Origin of the sequence: Paraburkholderia lacunae (genome assembly GCF_003353175.1) — a bacterium.
Classification (GTDB): Bacteria; Pseudomonadota; Gammaproteobacteria; order Burkholderiales; family Burkholderiaceae; genus Paraburkholderia; species Paraburkholderia lacunae.
The window spans coordinates 186,873-206,901 of record NZ_QHKS01000007.1 but is presented as its reverse complement, the minus strand read 5'-3'; the positions used below and the strand labels follow the sequence as shown (position 1 = coordinate 206,901).

Here is a 20,029-nt window from a genome sequence, read left to right as displayed (position 1 = left end):
TACGCTCCAGAGGACATCCATGGCTGAGATCAGTCGCGTCGCGCTGTTCGGAAAGTTGAACGGGCTCGCTTACCGGGCGATAGAAAGCAGTACGGTGTTCTGCAAGCTGCGTGGCAATCCGTACGTAGAGCTTTCTCACTGGATTCATCAGATCCTGCAACTGCAGGACTCCGACCTGCATCGCATCATTCGTCATTTCGACCTCGACGCCGCGGTGCTCGCGCGCGACCTGACGGCGGCGCTCGATCGCATGCCGCGCGGCTCGACCTCGGTCACCGATCTGTCGTCGCAGGTCGAGGAGGCGGTGGAGCGCGCATGGGTGTACGGCACGCTGATGTTCGGCGAGTCGCAGGTGCGCACCGGCTACATCATGGTCGGGTTGCTGAAGACGCCGGGTTTGCGCCATTCGCTGCATGCGATCTCGCGCCAGTTCGAGAAGGTCAAGAGCGAGACGCTCGCCGACGCATTCAATGAAATCGCTGGCGGCTCGCCGGAGGCGAACCTCCCGGCGACGGACAACTTCCAGATGGGCGCGGCGGCACCCGGCGAAGCCAGCGGTGCGCTCGCGCCCGCCGCGCTCGGCAAGGGCGAGGCATTGAAACGCTTCACGCTCGATCTGACCGAACAGGCGAGAAGCGGCAAGCTCGACCCGATCGTCGGGCGCGACGAAGAAATTCGCCAGGTGATCGACATCCTGATGCGCCGGCGCCAGAACAATCCGATCCTCACTGGCGAGGCCGGCGTCGGCAAGACCGCGGTGGTCGAAGGATTCGCGCAGCGCATCGTGGCAGGCGACGTGCCGCCGCAGTTGCGCGACGTGCGTCTGCTCACGCTCGACGTCGGTCTGCTGCAAGCGGGCGCGAGCATGAAAGGGGAATTCGAGAACCGTCTCAGGCAGGTGATCGAGGAAGTGCAGGCCTCGGAAAAACCGGTGATCCTGTTCATCGACGAAGCGCATACGCTGGTGGGCGCGGGTGGCGCCGCGGGCACCGGCGACGCCGCCAACCTGCTCAAGCCGGCGCTCGCGCGCGGCACGCTGCGCACCGTCGCGGCGACCACCTGGGCCGAATACAAGAAGCACATCGAGAAGGACCCGGCGCTCACGCGCCGCTTCCAGGTCGTGCAGGTGCCGGAGCCGTCGGAGGACAAGGCCCTGCTGATGATGCGCGGCATTGCCTCGTCGCTGGAGACGCACCATCGCGTGCAGATTCTCGACGAAGCGCTCGATGCGGCCGTCAAACTGTCGCATCGCTACATTCCGGCGCGGCAATTGCCGGACAAAGCCGTGAGCCTGCTCGACACGACGTGTGCACGCGTTGCGGTCAGCCAGCACGCCACGCCCGCCGCGATCGACGATGCCAGAAAGCGCATCGCCGCGCTGGAAACGGAGTTGGCGATCATCGGCCGCGAGACGGCGGTCGGCGTCGATACGCTCGAGCGCGAAACGCTGGCGACACAAAAGCTCGTTGCCGAGCGTGCCCGGCTCGCCGAACTCGACGCCCGCTGGCAGACGGAAAAGACGCTGGTGGATCGCATCCTCGAGCTGCGCGGCAAGCTGCGCGACGCGACCGGCAAGGTCGAAGGCGCGGCGGATACCGGCAGCGCCGAAACATGGCTCGCGCAGTTGAAAGATCTGCAGGCGCAACTTGCCGCGCACCAGGGCGAGACGCCGCTGATTCTGCCGACTGTCGATCACCAGGCGGTCGCCTCGGTGGTGCAGGACTGGACCGGGATTCCGGTCGGCCGGATGGTGAAGAACGAAATCGAGAATGTGCTGAAACTCGCCGATACGCTGTCGCAGCGGATCATCGGCCAGCGTCACGCGCTCGACATGATCGCCAGACGTATCCAGACCTCGCGCGCGGGTCTCGACAATCCGGGCAAGCCGATCGGCGTGTTCATGCTGGCCGGCACCTCGGGCGTGGGCAAGACCGAGACCGCGCTGGCACTCGCGGAGGCCTTGTACGGCGGCGAGCAGAACGTCATCACGATCAACATGAGCGAGTACCAGGAGGCGCATACCGTCTCGTCGCTCAAGGGTGCGCCGCCGGGGTACGTGGGCTACGGCGAAGGCGGCGTGCTGACCGAGGCGGTGCGCCGCCGCCCGTACAGCATCGTGTTGCTCGACGAGGTGGAAAAGGCGCACCCGGATGTGCATGAAATCTTCTTCCAGGTCTTCGACAAGGGCTGGATGGAAGACGGCGAAGGCCGCGTGATCGACTTCAAGAACACGCTGATCCTGCTGACGACGAACGCCGGCACCGACCTGATCACGAGCCTGTGCAAGGACCCGGACCTGATGCCCGACGCCGACGGCATCGCCAAGGCCTTGCGTGAACCGCTGCTGAAGGTGTTTCCGCCGGCGCTGCTGGGCCGCCTCGTCACGATTCCGTACTACCCGCTGAATGACGAGATGATCGGCGCGATCATCCGCCTGCAACTCGGACGTATTGCGCGGCGCGTCGCGCAAAGCCACAAAGTGCCGTTCACCTATGACGACGAAGTGGTCAGGCTGATCGCGAGCCGCTGCACGGAGCTCGAAAGCGGCGGCCGGATGATCGACGCGATTCTCACCAACAGTCTGCTGCCTGCCATCAGCGGCGAATTTCTCACGCGCCTGATGGACGGCAAGCCGGTGCGGCGCGCTCACATCACCGTGTCGAACGGCGAGTTCGGTTATGCATTCGATTGAGGAGCGGCGCTGCCATGGCTAGCCAGGTCTCGATGGGCGCGACCCTGAAATGCTCGTTCGGCGCGGCGCCGTCGAGCCTGGTCGTGCTGCCTGCCAACAAGGTGTTCGCGGAAGGGCCGCCGGCCGCGAACATCATGGATCACATTCCGCTCGTGAACATCATGACGTTCGGTACCTGCAACTCGGCCTCGAACCCGACGGTCGCCGCCGCGACGGCCGCCGCGCTCGGCGTGCTGACGCCGATGCCCTGCGTGCCCGCGACGGTGTCGCCGTGGACGCCCGGCGCGCCGACGGTGACGATCGGCAATTTCCCGGCACTCGACAACACGTCGACCTGCCTATGCACCTGGGGCGGCGAGATCAGCTTCGTCGCACCGGGCACCGTCAAAACGATGATTCCCTAGAGGTTGACGCGTGGCGACCTTGGCGACCACCTCCATGACCACTCAGAAGAACCGTCCGTGCGCCGTGTCGAGCCCGCTCGGCGAAGACGTGCTGCTGTTTGCCGGCATGAACGGCAGCGACGAACTCGGCAGGCTCAGTGAATACCGGCTCGACCTGCTGAGCGAGAGCGATTCGATCGCGCTGCACGACATTCTCGGGCAGCCGATGGGTGTGCGCATTGACCGGCCGGGTAGCAACCCGCGGCATTTTCATGGCTACGTCACGCAGTTTGCGCACACCGGCTGGCGTGGCCGCTTCGCGACCTATCAGGCGACGCTGAACCACTGGCTGTGGTTTCTCACGCGCGCACACAACTGCCGCGTGTTCCAGAACAAGACGGTCGTCGAGATCATCAAGGATGTGTTCAGCGAGTATCCGGCGAGTTTCGATGCGTCGCTGTCCAACACGTATGAAGCGCTGCCGTATTGCGTGCAATACCGCGAGACCGACTTTGCCTTCGTGAGCCGCCTGATGGAGTCGGCCGGCATCTACTATTTCTTCCGTCAGGATGCGTCGAGCCACACGCTCGTGCTCGCCGATTCCTACGCGGCGCACAACACACTCGACGACGCCGGATCGATCCGTTACGTGCCCGGTGGTGCGGGCGGCACGCGCGGCATCGAATGCATCGGCGAGTGGACGCTACAGGGCGCGTTGCAGACGCACGAGCAGAGCGCGGCGGATTTCAACTTCGAGATGGCGACCAATCGCGAGGCCAGTATTCCGCTGGCGCAGGCCGCGTTGCAGTCGAGCTTCGAGAACGCCAGCGCGGCGCGCTTCGATTATCCTGGCGGCTTCTCGACCCGGGCAGCCGCCGAGACCGTGGTCCGCACGCGCATGGAGGCGATCGAGGCGCGGGCCCAGCGCGTCAGCGGCCGCTCGAATGTCTGCGCGATCAGTCCCGGTGGACTGTTCGATCTGTTCGACCATCCGCGCGCCGATCAGAACACGCACTATCTCGTGACGGGCGCCCGCTACGCGATTTCATACGGCGGCTACGAGCCGGCAGGCGGTGCGGCGGAAGGCCTGCTGTTTTCCTGCACGTTCGACGCGCTCGACAGCACGCACGCCTTTCGCACGCCGCTCACGACACCCAGGCCTTCGATACGCGGCCCGCAGACCGCTTTCGTGACCGGCAACACCGATCAGGAAATCTGGACCGACCAATACGGCCGCGTCAAGGTGCGGTTTCACTGGGACCGCTCCGGCGTCAGCGATGGCGACAGTTCGTGCTGGGTGCGCGTCGCCCAGTCGTTCGCCGGCAAGCGCTGGGGAGCGCTGTTTGTGCCGCGCGTCGGGCAGGAGGTGGTGGTCGAATTTCTCGACGGCGATCCCGACCGGCCGCTCGTCACGGGCACGGTCTACAACGCCGGCATGATGCCGCCCTACGCACTGCCGGACAACGCCACGCGCACGGCGATCAGAAGCGATTCGTTCAAAGGCGGCGACACCTACAGCGAACTGCGCTTCGACGACAAGGGCGGCAGCGAGCAACTCTTTCTCTTTGCGGGCCGCAACCAGGACAACACCGTCAAGAACGATTCGCTCGAATCGGTGGGCAAGGACCGTCATCTGTCAGTGGCGGGCAATCACTACGCCAAGGTTGCGGGCGATCGGCACGACACGGTGCAGGGCGCGCACAACGGCAAGATCGGCGGGACACTTTCGTTCGACGTGACGGGCGACACCCAGCACAAGTCCGGCGGCAATCTCGCGCTGAGCGCCGGCGGGCGCATCGATCTCAAGGCCGCGACCATCACGCTGGAAGCGGATCAGATGCTGACCTTGAAAGTCGGCAGCAGCACGATCGTACTGGCCGCGGATGGCGTCTCGATCTCCGGCACGACGGTCGCCATCGTCGGTTCGGCGATGGTCAATATCAACGGCGGCGGCGCGAACAGCGGAGGATCCGCGCAAGCGGCCGCGCCGCAAGCGCCCGACGCGCCCACGGAGGCCGACGATGGCACGAGGTAATCCGTCATGTTCCTGATACTTCGCGTCGAACACTATCGCAACGCAGCGGCGCCCGCGGCGATCGAAAGGAAGTTCGGGGTGGACGGCGGCACCATCGGCCGTTCGACCGACAACGATCTGGTCTTGCCGGACCCGGACAAGCTGATCTCGCGCGCCCATGCCCGCATCGAGTTCCGCGACGGCAGTTTCCTGATTCAGGACGTGGGCAGCAATCCCAGCGTGTTGAACGGGCGGCCGTTGGGCGGTTCGCGGCAGGCCCGTCTGACGCACGGCGACGATCTCGCGGTGGGCGAGTATCTGTTGAGCGTGGTGGTGCAGGCCGAGGCGCCGGTGGCGGCGCCGTCTCCGGCGGCGGCCCGCAATGGTCTCGACGATCTGCTGGGTTCCGGGGGAGGCTTGCCATTGCCCGATCCGCTGGCGTTGCCGCCGGGCCTCGACGCGTTGCAGATCGGCAGCGGACCGGCGGACGATCCGCTCGGACTCAATGGGCCGTTGAACTCGCACGCGGGGCCGTTGGCCGACGCGCTGTTCGAGCGCCCATCGCTCGAGCGGACGCCGGGCTACAGTGGCTCGATGGGCGCGCAAGCGGCTCCGGAGTCGTTGCCGTTCACCGGCGCATCGATGGGGATTCCTACGGATTACGATCCGTTTGCGGATCTGGGGCAGGGTGGTCGCGGTGGTCGCGGTAGTCATGACGGGGTGGCGGCATCGCCGCAGCAGGCGCAAGTGCGTGTGCATGCGCAGGCTGTGAGCGAAGCGCCGGTGGCGGCGCCCGCGCCGGTGTTGCTGCCGGAGTTTACGATTTTTGGTCGCTCCGAGCCGGGGCCGGCTACGCCAGTGCCGGCCGCGTCAGCGTCGCCTGCGCCGTGGCCGGTTACGCGTGATGACCGAGCGGATTCGCTATCGGCGGGCTTGCAGAATGAGCGGGCGGGCACGCCGCCTGTGATTACCCGGCCGGGGCCGGTCAGGCCGATGCCGGACGTCACGCTCGCCGAAGTGCCGGCTCAGCCAGCGGTGTTCGCGCAGGGCGCCCACGCCGCCTTGCCGCCTGTTTCCGCTCGAGTGGAGCACGCGGCGGCGTCGCTCGCTGTTGCCCACGCAGCCCCCACGCAGGCAATGCAGGCGCTTGCGGCGATTCCCGCATCTCACGTTCAGGCGGCCCCTGCCGAGGCAGTTCAAGCGACGCCGGCAGCGCGGCCAAATCCAACGACCCAGCCCGCGCCGGCGTCCGCATCCGCTCCGGCACCGGCATCCGCATCCGCATCCGCGCCAACCCAGGACGCCATCCTGCAAGCGCTCCTCAAAGGGCTCGGCGTGCCCGATCTGCCGCTTGGCTCGCGTAGCGCGGTGGACCTTGCCGAACTGGTCGGCCAGATGCTGCGCGAATCGCTCGGTGGAACCATCGACGTACTGATGGCGCGCGCGCTGACCAAAAAGGAGATCCGCATCGACATGACGGTGATCGGCGTGCGCGACAACAACCCGCTGAAATTTTTCCCGGACGTGGACAGTGCGCTCATGCAGATGCTGTCGGGACGCGGCGTGGGTTATTTGCCGCCGCTCAAAGCGATCTGGGCTTCCTTCGACGATATCAAGGCGCACGAACTGGCGATGGTGGCCGGCATGCGCGCGGCGCTGCTCGACGTGCTCAAGCGTTTCGATCCGGCCGCGATCGAGAAGCGCATCGCGGCACCGACGGTGATGGACAAGATGCTCGGTGGCAACCGCAAGGCGCGCCTGTGGGACCGCCAGGTCGAAATGTACGACGAGATGGTGCGCGAGGCCGACGACGACTTCCAGCGCCTGTTCGGCGAACGTTTCGCGAGCGCTTATGAAGACCAGATCGGACGTATTCGCTCGAAATGAAAACTCGCTCTCCACTGGACCTGTTCCACCGCTTGTTCCACCACTCGCCGTCGACTTCGCGCGAGAACGCGCCTGTGCGGCCAACGCGCACCGATGACATGCGCCGCCTGCTCGTCCTAGGCGCGGCAAGCTCATTGCTGGCCGGTTGCGGCATGCTGGACAAGCTGCCCTTGATCGGCAAGGCCAAGCCGCCGCCACCTCCACCGGCTCCCGCCGCGCCGCCGCCGCAGCTTATCGACGTCACGCTGAAGGCCGCCGCAGAACTCAATCCGGACGTCACCGGCCGGCCGTCGCCGCTCGCGGTCCGGCTTTACCAGCTGAAGTCGGCGAGCAAGTTCAGCAACGCCGATTTCTTCGCGCTGTTCGATCACGACAACGCGTTGCTCGGCGCCGACCTGCTGGCGCGCGAAGACCTCCAGATCGAGCCGGGCGCGAGCCGCACCGTGGTGCTGGAGCGTGCCAGGGAGGTTCGCCAGGTCGCCGTGCTGGCCGCGTATCGCGAGGTCGACTCGGCGAGCTGGCGCGCGGTCGTCGACGTATGGGCGGCCGACGTCAAACGGGTCGAGGTTCGGCTCGAGGCGCTCGGCGTCGTGATCGCGGCAGGAGCAGGCGCCGCAGTCGCGGCAAGTCGAGGCGGCGCTCCCCACTCGTAGATTGCGCAGCACACCTGGGCCGTCGGCGGGTGGCCAGCGACAGTCCCGAACGCGTCAGGCAAGCAGACGAATCGATGAATCGAAGCATCACCGGAGTTACCACACACGATGTCCTGGAACAATAAAGTCATCTGGTCCGAGGGGATGTTTCTGCAGCCGCAGCATCTCCAGCAACACGACCGTTACCTGCACGCGCTGGTCGAAGCGCGAGCGGCCGGGCTGCGGCCGTATGGCTGGGGCTTCACCGCGCTCAAGCTCGACGACGCGCAACTCGCGCTCGGCAAGCTGGCGATTCTGGAATGCGCGGGCGTGCTGCCTGACGGCACGCCGTTTGCGCTCTCCGCCGACGACGCCCCGCCGCCGGGCATCGAGATTCCCGATGACGCGCGCAACGCGCTCGTCGTGCTGGCGCTGCCGGTGCGCCGACCCGGCATTCCAGAGGCCACCGCCGCGCCGTCCAGCGAAAGTTTCGCGCGCTACGGCACGCTCGAATACGAAGTGAACGACAGCAACGCGGACGGCACCGGCGCGGCGCTGCTGCAGATCGGCAAGCTGCGCCTGAGACTCGCGTTCGAATCCGAAGTGGTGAACGCGCATGCGTGCCTCGGCGTCGCGCGTGTGATCGAACGGCGCGCGGACAACCGCGTCGTGCTCGATCCCGATTACGCGCCGCCGTGTCTCGACTACCGGGTGGCGCCGCGGCTCGCTGCTTTTGCCGACGAATTCACCGGACTGTTGCGCCAGCGCGGCGAAGCGCTCGCGAGCCGGCTGACCGCGCCGGGCACAGGCGGCGCTGCCGAGATCCAGGACTTTCTGCTGCTGCAACTCGTCAATCGCGCCGAGCCGCTGATCGCGCACCTGGCGAGCATGACCGGTTTGCACCCGGAAGAGCTGTTCCGCGTCGCCGTGGCGCTGGCCGGCGAGTTGGCCACCTTCTCGCAGGCGAACAAGCGCACCGCGCAATACCCCGTGTACCGGCATGACCGGCTCGCCGAAACCTTCATGCCGGTGATCGCCGATCTGCGGCAATCGTTGAGCATGGTGATGGACTCCGCCGTCGTGCCGATTCCGCTCGATGCGCGCAAGTTCGGCGTGCATGTCGCGGTGGTGCCGGACACCGAGCTCTACAAATCCGCGATGTTCGTGCTCGCGGTCAATGCGCAGATGCCCGCCGAAACCGTGCGCAACAGTTTCGCGCTGCAGGTCAAGATCGGGCCGGTCGAGAAAATCCGCGACCTCGTCAATCTGCAACTGCCCGGCATCGCCTTGCGCGCGCTGCCGGTCGCGCCACGGCAGTTGCCGTTCCACGCCGGCTTCACGTACTTCGAACTCGACCGCAGCAACGATCTGTGGAAGCTGCTGCCCACCTCGGCCGGCTTCGCAATGCACGTGGCGGGCGAATTCCCAGGTCTGCAACTGGCGTTCTGGGCCATCAGGAGATAGCCGATCATGAGTCGAGACGACTTCCCTGCGGATCAGGACGCGACTTTCCTGGTGCCGCGTCCGGGCGGCAAGAGCGCTGTGTCTGGCGCGTCCGCCGCATCAGGCGACATACCGGCTTCCACGCAGCCGCCAACCCAGCCGCACGCGGCGGCGTCGACGCCGCTCGACGCACTCGCCTCAGGCCCGATCCCGACGAGCGGACTCAATCCGCTGTTGCGCGCGGCCAACCCGCTGCTCGACCTGATCGTGCCGCTGCGCCACATGTCGACCCATTCCGATCTCGAGGATCTGCGCCGCCGTCTCGTCGACGGCGTGCGCCAGTTCGAGAGCGAGGCCCGTGCGGCCAACCTCAGCGTCGAAACGTTGTCGGCGGCGCGCTATGCGTTGTGCACCTTTCTCGACGAAACCGTGTCGAGTACGCCGTGGGGCGGTGGTGGCGCGTGGTCGGGGCGCAGCCTGCTGATCCTGTTCCATAACGAGGCGTCGGGCGGCGAGAAATTCTTCATGATCCTGCAGCGGCTCGCGCAGGACCCGCGCACCAACCTCGAGGTGCTCGAGCTGATGTATGTGTGTCTCGCGCTCGGCATGGAAGGGCGCTACCGCCTGATCGAAGGCGGCCGCGCACAGCTCGACGTGTTGCGCGAGCGCTTGCTGGTGATGATCCGCGAGCGGCGCGGACCGCTCGAACGCGACCTGTCGCCGCATTGGCAAGGCGTCGTCGACAAGCGCAATCCGCTGATGCGGATGCTGCCGATGTGGGTGCTCGCCGCGCTCACCGGCGTAATCCTGATGGCGCTGCAACTGGCGTTCTCGATCAGTCTGAACCGGACGTCCGACCCGGTATTCGCCGCGCTGCACGGCGTGAAGACGGCAGTGGCCGAGCCCGCCGCCACGCCGCAGGCCGTCGTCGCGCTCGAACCCGTGAAGCCGCGCCTCGCGGCGTTTCTTGCGCCCGAGGTCAGCCAGGGGCTGGTCAGCGTGGTCGAGACGCCCGGCAAGTCGACGGTCACGCTGCATGGCGACGGCATGTTCGGTTCCGGCAGCGCGGATGTGTCGCGCAGTTTCTATCCGCTGCTCGATCGCATCGGCGACGCGCTGAAGACCGTGCCGGGCCGCGTCGTGGTGGCGGGGCATACGGACGACCAGCGCATCGTGTCGGCGCGCTTCCCGTCGAACTGGCATTTGTCGCAAGCCCGCGCCGAAGCGGTCAAGCAGGTGCTCGCCGCGCGCACCGGCGCGCCCGCGCGTTTCGCCGCCGAGGGGCGCGGCGATACCGAGCCCCTCGTGCCCAACGACAGCGCCGCGAACCGCGCGCGCAACCGGCGGGTCGATGTGACCGTCGTCACGTCGGGTACGCCATGACTGCCGCGCTTCCCCCTGTGTTCCCGCTGTGTTTCCGTTTTGTCTTTCGCCAGGTCACCTGTCATGAAACGTCTCTTTAGCTGGCTCATCCGTGCCTGGGTGCTGGCGTTCTTCGGCGCGCTCGCGCTCGCGTTGATCGTCTGGTTCGACGGGCCGCTCGTCGCCTTCAACGGCAACGCGCCGCTGGAATCGGCGTCGAGCCGCCTGACGTTGATCGCGATCATTTTTGTGCTGTGGGCCGGCTTCTTCGTCGGCAAATGGTTGATCGGGCGCATCGCCAGTTCGAAGCTGATGCAAAGCGTGGCGGCGCAACCGGCCGCCGATCCGGCATCGACATCGGCATCGCCCGCAGCGGCTGCGGGAGCGACGTGTTCGGCCGCCGAAGTCTCGGCGCTCAACCAGCGCTTCCAGGAAGCGCTGACGATTCTGCGTCAGGCGCGCGGCGGCCGCCGCTTCGGCGGTCAGTATCTCTATCAGACACCGTGGTACATGTTCGTCGGTGCGCCGGGCGCGGGCAAGACCACCGCGCTGGTTCACTCGGGCCTGAAATTTCCGCTTGCCGACAAGCTCGGCAAGGAGGCGATTCGCGGCATAGGCGGCACGCGCAACTGCGACTGGTGGTTCACCGACGAAGCCGTGCTGCTCGACACAGCCGGCCGCTACACGACTCAGGACAGCGATTCCGAAGCCGACAAGGCGGCGTGGACGGGCTTCCTGCAACTGCTGAAGAAATACCGTCGGCGCCGGCCGATCAACGGAGTAATCGTCGCGGTGTCGGTCGCCGATCTGCTGCGGCAATCGGATGCCGATCGTAAGACGCAGGCGCAGGCGATCCGCGAGCGGATCAAGGAATTGCACGAGCGCCTGGGCATCCGCTTTCCGATCTACGTGCTGGTCACGAAATGCGATCTGATGGCGGGCTTTGTGGAGTTCTTCGACGACCTCGGGCGCGAGGAGCGCGCGACGGTCTGGGGCATGACGTTTCCGGTCGCCGACGCGGCGAACGTCGACCAGTTGCTGGCCACGTTTCCGGCCGAATTCGACGCCCTGGAAGCGCGCCTGCAGGCGCGCGTGCTCGACCGTCTGCAACAGGAGCGGGACGTGCGGCGGCGCGCGCTGATCTACGGTTTCCCGCAGCAACTAGCGTCGTTGCGCGACCTGCTCGGCGGCTTTCTCGGCGACGTCTTCCTGTCGAGCCGCTATGAAGAAAACGCGCTGCTGCGCGGCGTGTATTTCACCAGCGGCACCCAGGAGGGCAGCCCGATCGATCGCGTGATGGGCGCGCTGGCGGCGAGCTTCGGCGTCGATCGCCAGGTGCTGGTGGCGAACGCGGCGAGCGGCCGCAGTTATTTCATTACGCGGCTTCTGCGCGACGTGCTGTTTCAGGAGTCGGGCCTGGCCGGCGCGGACCTGCGCGTCGAGCGCCGCCGTGCGTGGCTGCAACGCGGTGCCTGGGTGCTGGCCGCCGTCCTGATCGTGCTGGTGACGGCGGGGCTCGTGACCAGTTACGTGCGCAACAGGAGCTACGTGCACGAGGTTGCGTCGCAGGTGGACGCCATCGATGCCCAGGCGCGCAACCTCGTGCCGAGTGCCGGTGTGCTGAGCGTGTTGCCGCTGCTCGATGCCGCGCGCAACATTCCCGGCGGCTATGCGGATCGGAACAGCGGCGCGCCGTTTCTGATGACGCTGGGTCTGTATCAGGGCGACAAGCTCGGCTCCGCCGCGCAGGGCCTGTATCAGCGTCTTTTGCGTGAGACGCTGCTGCCGAGAGTGGTCGGCCGTCTGGAACAGCAGTTGCGGCGCGGCGACGCGAACAACCCGCAATATCTGTACGAGACGCTGCGGGTCTACCTGATGCTGGGCGACCCACGCCATTTCGACGCCGAATCGGTCGGCGCGTGGGCGGACTACGATTGGGACCGCAATCTTGCCGGGCATGTTACCGACGACCAGCGCAAGGACTTGTCGGCGCATATGGCCGCGCTGCTCGAACATCTGCAGGACGACGACCCGGTCACGCTCGACGCTGCGCTGGTCGCTTCGACCCGCGAGGCGCTCGCCAGGATCCCGCTGCAACAGCGGGTCTACGCGTCGCTGATGCGCAATCTGCCACGCACGGGTTTGCAGGACGTGTCGCTGGCCAGCGCGGCGGGGCGCGACGCGGCACTCGTGTTCGTGCGCAAGAGCGGCGAGCCGATGACGCGCGGCGTGCCGGGCCTCTATACGCGCGACGGTTACCGGCAATTCCTCGCGCGCCGGGATCTGGCGGTGGCCGACGTCGTCAAGGACAACTGGATATTGGGCAAGGACGAGGCGGTCACCGACCCGGCGGCGGTCGAGCAACTGAATGCGCAAGTGCTCGAGCTCTATTACGACGACTACATCAGACGCTGGGACGCATTCCTGTCCGATATCGGCATCGTGCCGTTTCGCGACCTCGATCAGGCCGCGCGGGTGGTGAACGTGCTCGCGCAGCCTACCTCGCCGCTGAAGAAATTCCTGAGCGTGGCCGCGAAGGAAACCACGCTCGGCGACGTCAAGCAGAGTACCTTGATCGATACCGCGAAGGGCAAGCTCGACAGCGTCAAGAAGAAGCTGGAGAGCGCGCTTGCCTCGTCCGACGATGCGGCGCCCGCGCCGGCGGCAGCACTGCAGAATCCCGTCGATCTGCATTTCGAGTCGTTGCATCAACTCGCGGCGGCGGGCGCGGGCGGTGCCTCGCCGCTCGATTCGCAACTCGCCTCGCTCAATGAAGTGTTCGTCTATCTCGATGCCGCCAATACCGCGAAGCGCCAGGGTGCACCCGCGCCCGCGTCGGATGCGTTGATGAAGCTCAAGCAGGGTGCCGCAGGCAAGCCTGCACCCCTTGCCGCCATGCTGACGGGCGTGGCGGACGCGGGATCGTCGCTGACGCTCGGCAGCGAGCGGGGACGGCTGAGTTCGCTGTGGGTGGCGAACGTCGCGTCGTTCTGCCACCAGGCGATCGACGGCCGCTATCCGCTCGTACGCACCGCGAGTAATGCGGTGACGCAGGACGACTTCGGTCGTGTATTCGCGCCGGGTGGCCTGATCGACGATTTTTTCCAGCACAACCTGTTGCCTTACGTCGATATGTCGAAGGCGCGCTGGAGCTGGCGGCCGTTCGGCAACGTGTCGCTTGGGATTCCGGAAGATGTGCTCGCGCAGTTCCAGCGCGCCGCGCAAATCCGCGATGCCTTCTTTTCGGGCGGCGGCAAGATGGCATCGGCCCGCTTCGAATTGAAGCCCGTCACGATGGACGCCGCCGTGACGCAAGTCACGCTCGACATCGATGGACAGACGCTCACGTATGGGCACGGTCCCACGCGTTCGACCGCGTTCCAGTGGCCCAACGGGAAAGTCTCGAGTTCGGTGCGCGTCGACTATGCGCCGGCGGGGGCGGGCGGCAGCAGCGGTTATTCCACCGACGGCCCGTGGGCGTGGTTCAGGATGATCGACAAGGGCGTGCTGGAGCCGACCGCGCAGCGTGACCGCTACAACCTCACGTTGGATCTCGATGGCCGCAAGGTCACGCTGGAGCTGCGCGCGAGCAGTGTGGTGAATCCGTTCAATCTCGACGCGCTCAGCAAATTCAGTTGTCCGGCGAAACTATGAGCGAAGGCTTCGATACACCGGGCTTTTTCGGCAAGGCCATTACGCATGGGGATTTTCTGTCGCGACGCTTGCCTGCCTCCTTTCTCGATCGCTGGGACGACTGGTTGCAGCGCGGACTGCACGCGAGCCGGCAGCAGTTGGGTGCCGACTGGCTCGGCGCGTATCTGACGAGCCCGGTGTGGCGTTTCGTGCTTGGGCGCGGTGTGTGCGGAGAGCGGACCTGGGCGGGCGTGATGATGCCGGGCATCGATCGTGTCGGGCGATATTTCCCGCTGACTATCGCGGCGAGTTGCGGCGTGGGGGTCGATCTCGTCGAGTGGATCGGCGCGAGTGGTGAGTGGTACGAGCGCCTCGACGTGCTGGCACGTTCGACGCTCGACGAGTGCTTTCAGATCGACTCGTTCGATGCAGCACTCGCACGGTTGATTGCGCCGACCTTGCATGAGGCGCGTGCGGAGAAGGCGAAGTTCTGCCTCCCGCTGGCTTCGTTATCGGGTGACGAACTCATACATGGCGCGCACACATTGATGATCGATCTGCTTCAGACGTGCGCGGCCGGGCTCAGCTTCTGGTGGAGCGAAGGCGGCATGGCGGGCGAAGCCGTGTTGGTCGGATGTGAGGGGCTACCTGCCGAGCGGCAGTTTTGCGCACTGGTCGGCGCCGGTTGGGAAGCGTCGGGATGGACGATTTTATGCCGGGGACCCGCGCGCTAAGGTAGCCACTTTTGTTGGGGCTCTGCCAAGCCGTATTCCCAGGCAATCGATTGGTATGCGGAAATAGCCCAATACCTGGAGGCCTGGAGGCGAACGTGACGTAGGGCATGCATCGCGGTTGCGTCAGGGTACGGCAAGACACGTCAATGGCGGCTCCCGACGCTACGCGTCGAACCACACCAGCACGACCGTGACGTTGTCTTTGCCGCCGTGCTGTTTGGCGAGTTCGACAAGCTGGTGACTGCACGTTGCCAGTGCGTCCGGCGTGGCGTTGCGCAGCACGTCTGAAATCTGCTGGTCGTTCACCATGCCGTGCAGGCCGTCCGAGCACAGCAGATAAAGATCGCCCGGCCTCGGCGTGAGCCGATGCACCTCAGGCTCGACCATGGGAGACGGGCCGATCGCTTGCAGCAACTCGTTGCGCCCCGGCAGATTGACGGTGATGCCCGCGTCGAGCGCTTTTTGATAGAGCGTCTGATCGCTCGTGATCTGCAGCATCCGGTTATCGCGCCAGCGATACAGCCGGCTGTCGCCGACATGGAACACCACCATGCTCGCCGAGTGCGGTTGGCGCCAGAGGCCTGTCATCGTGGTGCCCATGCCGCGGCCCTCGGGACGCATGTCACTGCGATTCATCGCATAGAGCCGCTCGTTGACATGTTCGACCGCCCGTTTTGCAACGGTAATGGCCGGATGCGTGCGTTGCGGCGCGGTGCCGTCTGATTGCGCTGAATATCGGCCCGGCAACGTGGCGTCGGGATCGTCGCGCGGTTCATGATGAAACGCGTGCGGATCGACCTCCGCGATGAACTGATGGAACAGCGCCAACGCCTCGGTGCTCGCGACTTCACCGGCATCGTGACCGCCCATGCCGTCGCACACGATGACAAGACCGAGTGCGTCGTCAACCAGGAAGTTGTCTTCGTTGTTGCGGCGCACGAGCCCGATATCGGATAGACCGAATGCGTAGCCCGTGGCGAGCCGGTGGATCTGATTGGGCGGGGTGGCTTTCAAGTGAGTCGTGTCGAGTCAACGCAGGCAGGGATGAGAGAAAGCATCTTGTTTCAAGCCATTATCCATAAAGACCTATCGGCGTCAACGATAAACGGCCTGTAAAAACGCACTGCATGAGCGTCGCCTTGGGGCTGCGTTCCAGTTAGCGACTTTGACATGATGCCGGGAACGTTTGGGAAACGCATGCGACGTCATCTGACCTGTAGCGGGTGGGAACTCGAGCGCATAGGATGAACGAGCCCGGTCCCGCGCTTCTGAACGTCAAGGTCGATACGATGACGCATCGTGATGCCGCCGAAGATCGAGTGGGGGGCTGCGTACGGAATGATCCTGATCGATGATAGCGGCTAGCGGCAACGTGACGCCCGCGGGGCATGCAGGACCGGTCCGAAAGCCCAGGAATCCGCCGGGACAAGCACGGAGTGGCGACGAGCTCAGCGCCCGACTTTGCATGGTTGTTTCCTGTGGCGAAATTGCATATTTATGTAATGCGGAATGCCTCTTTCGGCATTATTGTGACGAATTGCTACGTCTGCAATCTTTCGGCGAGCGGAGCGCGGGCTACTACCTGATAAAGGCGCCATCGGTTTGTTCAGAAAGCCCTTGGATGGCGATGCTTTGTCGGAGCTTCTCGTGTGACATTGATTCCAACCACAAGGACGACTTTGAAACGACCTATTCCGCTCGCCAGAGGCAGATATTCAAAGCGTGCAATCGGGATGACCGCGATTGCCGCGGTTCTCGCGTCAGGGTGCGCAGGTTCGCCGTCCATTGGCGTGCTCGGCGCGTACTTTCCCGACTGGCTGTTCTGTATCGTCGCGGGCGTCGTGCTCACGGTCGTCATCTATCTGGTTCTCAAGCGTTTGCAGGCAAACCATCTGATGGGACCTCCGGCCGTGGTGTATCCCACGCTTGTCGCTTTCCTCGCACTCGCTGTCTGGTTAATACTGTTCCAACACTGAAGCTCCTCAGGTGGGTGCAATGGCGACGACTGCCAGCAAAACATCGAACAGAAAATGGCCGGCCATCATCCTGGTCGTGGTGACGCTGTTGCTGCTGCTTTTCGTTATCCGGCTGCTTGACCGTGCGCCGCGCACCGACGACGCCTACGTCTACGCGGATACGATCGACGTCGTGCCCGAGGTCAACGGCCGTATCGTCGAGATGGCCGTGCACGACAATCAGGCGGTGAAGCAGGGCGATCTGCTGTTCCGCATCGATCCGCGTCCGTATCAGGATGCGCTGACGCGGGGCAACGCGTCCCTCGTCGCGCTCGACCGCCAGATCGAACTGACCCAGCGCACGGTCAATGCGCAGCAGTACAACGCGCAGTCGGTGCGTGCGGCCGTCGAACGCTCGCGAGCCGCCGCCAGCCAGGCGTCCGATACGCTGCACCGCATGGAGCCGCTTTTGTCACACGGTTATGTGTCGGCGGAAGACGTCGACCGTGCGCGCACCGCACAACGCGCCACGCAGGCCGAACTCAGCGCCGCGCAACTGCAGGCGCAGCAGGCGGCAGCGGCTGTGAGCGGCGTCGATGCGCTGGTCGCGCAACGTGCCGTCGTGATGGCGGAGATCGCGATTGCCGAACTGAACCTCGAATATGCAACCGTGCGAGCCCCGTTCGATGGGCGCGTCGCGTCGTTGAAAACATCGACAGGACAGTTTGCGTCGGCGCTCAAACCGGTCTTCACCTTGATCGACACGCGCCACTGGTATGTGGTCGCGAACTTTCGCGAGACGGAACTCAAGGGCGTCAGGACGGGGACGCCCGCCACGGTCTACCTGATGAGCGATACGGGCCAGCGCTTTACGGGCAGCGTCGATTCGATCAGCTATGGCGTCGCGCCCGATGAAGCCGGTCTTGCATTGCCCGGCGGCTTGCCACGCATTCAACGCACGCTTAACTGGGTCCATGTATCGCAGCGCTTCCCGGTGAAGATCCGGGTCGACAAGCCGAACCCGGAGCTGTTTCGCGTCGGTACGTCGGCGGTGGCCGTGCTGGAACCCGGGCGTGGCAACGACAGCGAGCGTCATTGAGGAACGCCCATGGCCGTCGCCGACTATCTACCCGTCACGCTGCGCGATGCAGGCGCTTTCCTGAAGCGCGAGCTTGCGCCTTTCCCCGGCCGCGTCAACGTGATGTTGCGTGCCATGCTGACGAGCGCCATCGTGATCGTCGCGTCGATGGCGCTCGAAGTGCCGGAGCTCGCGCTGTCGCTGCTGGTGGTGTTCTACGTCACTCAGTCGAACGTGGTGCTCACGCGGCTGGTCGGCGTGATGTTCATCGGCGGATCGACGCTCGCGATCGGCCTGTCGATCCTGCTGCTGAAGTTCACATTCGACTACCCGTTGCTGCGTATTGTGACCGCGAGCCTGCTGTTCTTCGGCAGCGTGTATCTCCTGCGGGTGCTCAAGATCGGCGTGGTGTTCTTCATCGTCGCGATCGTTGTGATCTATGTGCAGAGTTTTGTGGACCGGACCGACCAGGCGGATCTGCTGATACGAGCCGTGCTGTGGGTATGGGTCGCCGTCAATTATCCGATCGCGCTGACGCTCCTGGTCAATACGCTGCTGTTGCCCGCTGAACCGCAGTTGCAACTCAAGGCGGAAATTCATCGGCAACTCGCGTCGCTGGAAGCGCGGCTGACGCAACTGTTCGATGGCAGCACGAATGCCGCGCCGATCACGCTGGCGGCCGTCCAGCAAGGCGCGCTCACGCTGCAGAAGCTGCTGCGGTTCACGACGATGCGCGATGCCCACTATCGCGAGCATCAGGCGTTACAGCTTGCGGGCATCGCGACAGTGTCGCGTCTTTATCGCGGCGCGAGTCAGTTGCCCGATACGTGGCCGGAGGCATCGACGGCGCGACTTGCGATGGTGCGCGAGCTGCGCGCGAACGTCCGGGCGCTTGACGAGTCGGTGATGTCGGGCGAGCCCTATCGCTACGTCGGCATTGCGACGCCTGAAGGCCGCGCTGTCGCCGATGCGATGCCTGCGGCCGCCGAATTGCAGCGCGCGCTGCACGCCTACGCCGATCTGGTCGCAAGCGGTGCCGCCGCGTCCGGCAAGCCGCCCGCGAGCGAGCCAATGGTCGCGCCGGACGCGTGGACCAATCCTGCGTACATGCGCTTTTCGCTAAAGACGCTGCTCGCTGTGCTTGTCTGCTACGTGTTCTACAACGCCGTCGACTGGCAGGGCATCCACACGATCATGCTGACCTGCCTGATCGTCGCGCTGCCGAGCCTCGGCGCATCGACGCAGCGTGCGTTGCTGCGGCTGACCGGGGCCGCCGTCGGCAGTGCGCTGGCGCTGTTCATGGTCGTGTTCGTCGTTCCACATCTCGACGACATCGTCGGCTTGTTGCTGATGGCGTTGCCTGTCGTCGCGTTTGGGGCGTGGATAGCGGCGGGTTCGGAGCGGATCGGCTATGCCGGCCTCCAGCTGGTGTTCACCTTCTCGCTCGCCTTGCTCGACCAGTTCAGCCCAACCACGAATCTGACTGAAATCCGCGACCGGATGGTCGGCATTCTGCTGGGCGTCGGCGTGGCGACCTTCGTCCAGATGTCGTTCTGGCGGGAGGGCGAGGGCGACGTGCTGCGTCAGAAACTCGCCACGATGCTGCGCACCATTGCCGCACAGTTGCGCACTCCACAGGCGGGCGCCGACCAACGGGACGAGTTGCCCTATGCGCAGCGGCAGCTGCAGGCGTGGGCCGCGCTGGCCGAGTGCGAAGCGACGCTGTCGCGCGTCGCGCTGGAGCCCGACTGGCAGGAAGTGGAGCAGGCGCAGCTGACACTGCGCGCGCAAACCGTCCTCGCGCAGGGGCGCGAAATCATGCTCGCTGGCGATGCGTTGCGCAACACGCTCGCGGCGCAAGCGGGATCGTCGAGCCCACACACTATCGATGCGGTGCGCGCGGCCCAGGAACAGGCGTCCGTCGAACTCAACCGGTACGCGGATGAACTTGCGGTCAACCCACCCGATGCGCACGCGCCGCGGCGCATCGAGATCGCTGGGCAAGCCGTCGAAGCGGCCGACGGGTCGCTCATCGCCGCAGCAGGCGAACTGTCGCGGCAGCTCGCGGGCTTGCCGGACTGGCGCGTCGAGGCACCCGTCGCGGCGCCCTCATCACAGGCCATACGAACATGAACGACCCCCATGCTCATTATCGTTCGCGGCCCGCTCCCCCAAGGGAACTACCTTCGGGGCGCGAGGGGGCGAATGCCTCCCTT

Annotated in this window: 13 protein-coding genes; 12 read left to right on the top strand and 1 reads right to left on the bottom strand. The window is 65.4% G+C overall.

Annotation, left to right across the window (positions count from 1 at the left end; translation table 11 throughout):
- The first annotated feature begins 19 nt into the window (after positions 1-19).
- The 9 genes from tssH to tagF all read left to right on the top strand — a co-directional run bounded on the left by tssH (position 20) and on the right by tagF (position 14,780).
- Positions 20-2,692: a type VI secretion system ATPase TssH gene (gene tssH, locus DLM46_RS12745; protein ID WP_115101126.1), complete on the top strand. Its 2,673-nt coding sequence runs from the start codon at positions 20-22 to the stop codon at positions 2,690-2,692.
- A gap of 14 nt (positions 2,693-2,706) precedes the next feature.
- Positions 2,707-3,096 carry a DUF4280 domain-containing protein gene (locus tag DLM46_RS12740; protein WP_115101125.1) on the top strand — a complete coding sequence of 130 codons (390 nt, stop codon included), beginning with the start codon at positions 2,707-2,709 and terminating at the stop codon, positions 3,094-3,096.
- A 34-nt stretch (positions 3,097-3,130) separates the two neighbouring features.
- Positions 3,131-5,110, top strand: coding sequence for a type VI secretion system Vgr family protein (locus DLM46_RS12735; RefSeq protein ID WP_115101124.1), 1,980 nt, complete (start codon positions 3,131-3,133; stop codon positions 5,108-5,110).
- Between the two features lie 6 nt (positions 5,111-5,116).
- The gene (tagH, locus tag DLM46_RS12730) at positions 5,117-6,976 is read left to right on the top strand and encodes a type VI secretion system-associated FHA domain protein TagH (RefSeq protein ID WP_115101123.1); all 1,860 of its coding nucleotides are present in this window, start codon (positions 5,117-5,119) and stop codon (positions 6,974-6,976) included.
- Complete coding sequence (gene tssJ / locus DLM46_RS12725) at positions 6,973-7,629, top strand: type VI secretion system lipoprotein TssJ (protein ID WP_115101122.1); 657 nt, start codon at positions 6,973-6,975, stop codon at positions 7,627-7,629. Before tagH ends, tssJ begins: the two co-directional genes overlap by 4 nt.
- A 108-nt stretch (positions 7,630-7,737) precedes the next feature.
- Positions 7,738-9,072, top strand: a complete 1,335-nt coding sequence (gene tssK, locus DLM46_RS12720) for a type VI secretion system baseplate subunit TssK (protein ID WP_115101121.1) — start codon at positions 7,738-7,740, stop codon at positions 9,070-9,072.
- A gap of 6 nt (positions 9,073-9,078) precedes the next feature.
- A complete protein-coding gene (locus DLM46_RS12715; RefSeq protein ID WP_115101120.1) occupies positions 9,079-10,434 on the top strand; it encodes a DotU family type VI secretion system protein in 1,356 nt (451 codons plus the stop codon).
- 63 nt (positions 10,435-10,497) lie between these two features.
- A complete protein-coding gene (gene tssM, locus DLM46_RS12710; RefSeq protein WP_115101119.1) occupies positions 10,498-14,067 on the top strand; it encodes a type VI secretion system membrane subunit TssM in 3,570 nt (1,189 codons plus the stop codon).
- Positions 14,064-14,780: a type VI secretion system-associated protein TagF gene (tagF, locus tag DLM46_RS12705; protein ID WP_115101118.1), complete on the top strand. Its 717-nt coding sequence runs from the start codon at positions 14,064-14,066 to the stop codon at positions 14,778-14,780. The genes tssM and tagF overlap by 4 nt, the downstream gene beginning before the upstream one ends.
- 162 nt (positions 14,781-14,942) lie before the next feature.
- Here tagF and DLM46_RS12700 read toward each other — a convergent pair whose 3' ends face one another.
- A complete protein-coding gene (locus DLM46_RS12700) occupies positions 14,943-15,794 on the bottom strand; it encodes a PP2C family protein-serine/threonine phosphatase (protein WP_115101117.1) in 852 nt (283 codons plus the stop codon).
- A gap of 719 nt (positions 15,795-16,513) precedes the next feature.
- Here DLM46_RS12700 and DLM46_RS12695 point away from each other — a divergent pair.
- Genes DLM46_RS12695 through DLM46_RS12685 form a run of 3 tightly spaced genes read left to right on the top strand, consistent with a single transcriptional unit; the run spans position 16,514 to position 19,946 of the window.
- Positions 16,514-16,756 (top strand): YtcA family lipoprotein, encoded by a 243-nt coding sequence (locus DLM46_RS12695; protein ID WP_115101116.1) that lies wholly within the window; start codon positions 16,514-16,516, stop codon positions 16,754-16,756.
- A gap of 19 nt (positions 16,757-16,775) precedes the next feature.
- The gene (mdtN, locus tag DLM46_RS12690) at positions 16,776-17,834 is read left to right on the top strand and encodes a multidrug transporter subunit MdtN (protein WP_115101115.1); all 1,059 of its coding nucleotides are present in this window, start codon (positions 16,776-16,778) and stop codon (positions 17,832-17,834) included.
- A 9-nt stretch (positions 17,835-17,843) separates the two neighbouring features.
- Positions 17,844-19,946, top strand: coding sequence for an FUSC family protein (locus DLM46_RS12685; RefSeq protein ID WP_115101114.1), 2,103 nt, complete (start codon positions 17,844-17,846; stop codon positions 19,944-19,946).
- The last annotated feature ends 83 nt before the right edge of the window (positions 19,947-20,029 follow it).

Coding starts and splice junctions, on each gene's coding strand:
- tssH (WP_115101126.1), top strand. CDS start 20: ATGGCTGAGATCAGTCGCGTCGCGCTGTTCGGAAAGTTGAACGGGCTC.
- DLM46_RS12740 (WP_115101125.1), top strand. CDS start 2,707: ATGGCTAGCCAGGTCTCGATGGGCGCGACCCTGAAATGCTCGTTCGGC.
- DLM46_RS12735 (WP_115101124.1), top strand. CDS start 3,131: ATGACCACTCAGAAGAACCGTCCGTGCGCCGTGTCGAGCCCGCTCGGC.
- tagH (WP_115101123.1), top strand. CDS start 5,117: ATGTTCCTGATACTTCGCGTCGAACACTATCGCAACGCAGCGGCGCCC.
- tssJ (WP_115101122.1), top strand. CDS start 6,973: ATGAAAACTCGCTCTCCACTGGACCTGTTCCACCGCTTGTTCCACCAC.
- tssK (WP_115101121.1), top strand. CDS start 7,738: ATGTCCTGGAACAATAAAGTCATCTGGTCCGAGGGGATGTTTCTGCAG.
- DLM46_RS12715 (WP_115101120.1), top strand. CDS start 9,079: ATGAGTCGAGACGACTTCCCTGCGGATCAGGACGCGACTTTCCTGGTG.
- tssM (WP_115101119.1), top strand. CDS start 10,498: ATGAAACGTCTCTTTAGCTGGCTCATCCGTGCCTGGGTGCTGGCGTTC.
- tagF (WP_115101118.1), top strand. CDS start 14,064: ATGAGCGAAGGCTTCGATACACCGGGCTTTTTCGGCAAGGCCATTACG.
- DLM46_RS12695 (WP_115101116.1), top strand. CDS start 16,514: ATGACCGCGATTGCCGCGGTTCTCGCGTCAGGGTGCGCAGGTTCGCCG.
- mdtN (WP_115101115.1), top strand. CDS start 16,776: ATGGCGACGACTGCCAGCAAAACATCGAACAGAAAATGGCCGGCCATC.
- DLM46_RS12685 (WP_115101114.1), top strand. CDS start 17,844: ATGGCCGTCGCCGACTATCTACCCGTCACGCTGCGCGATGCAGGCGCT.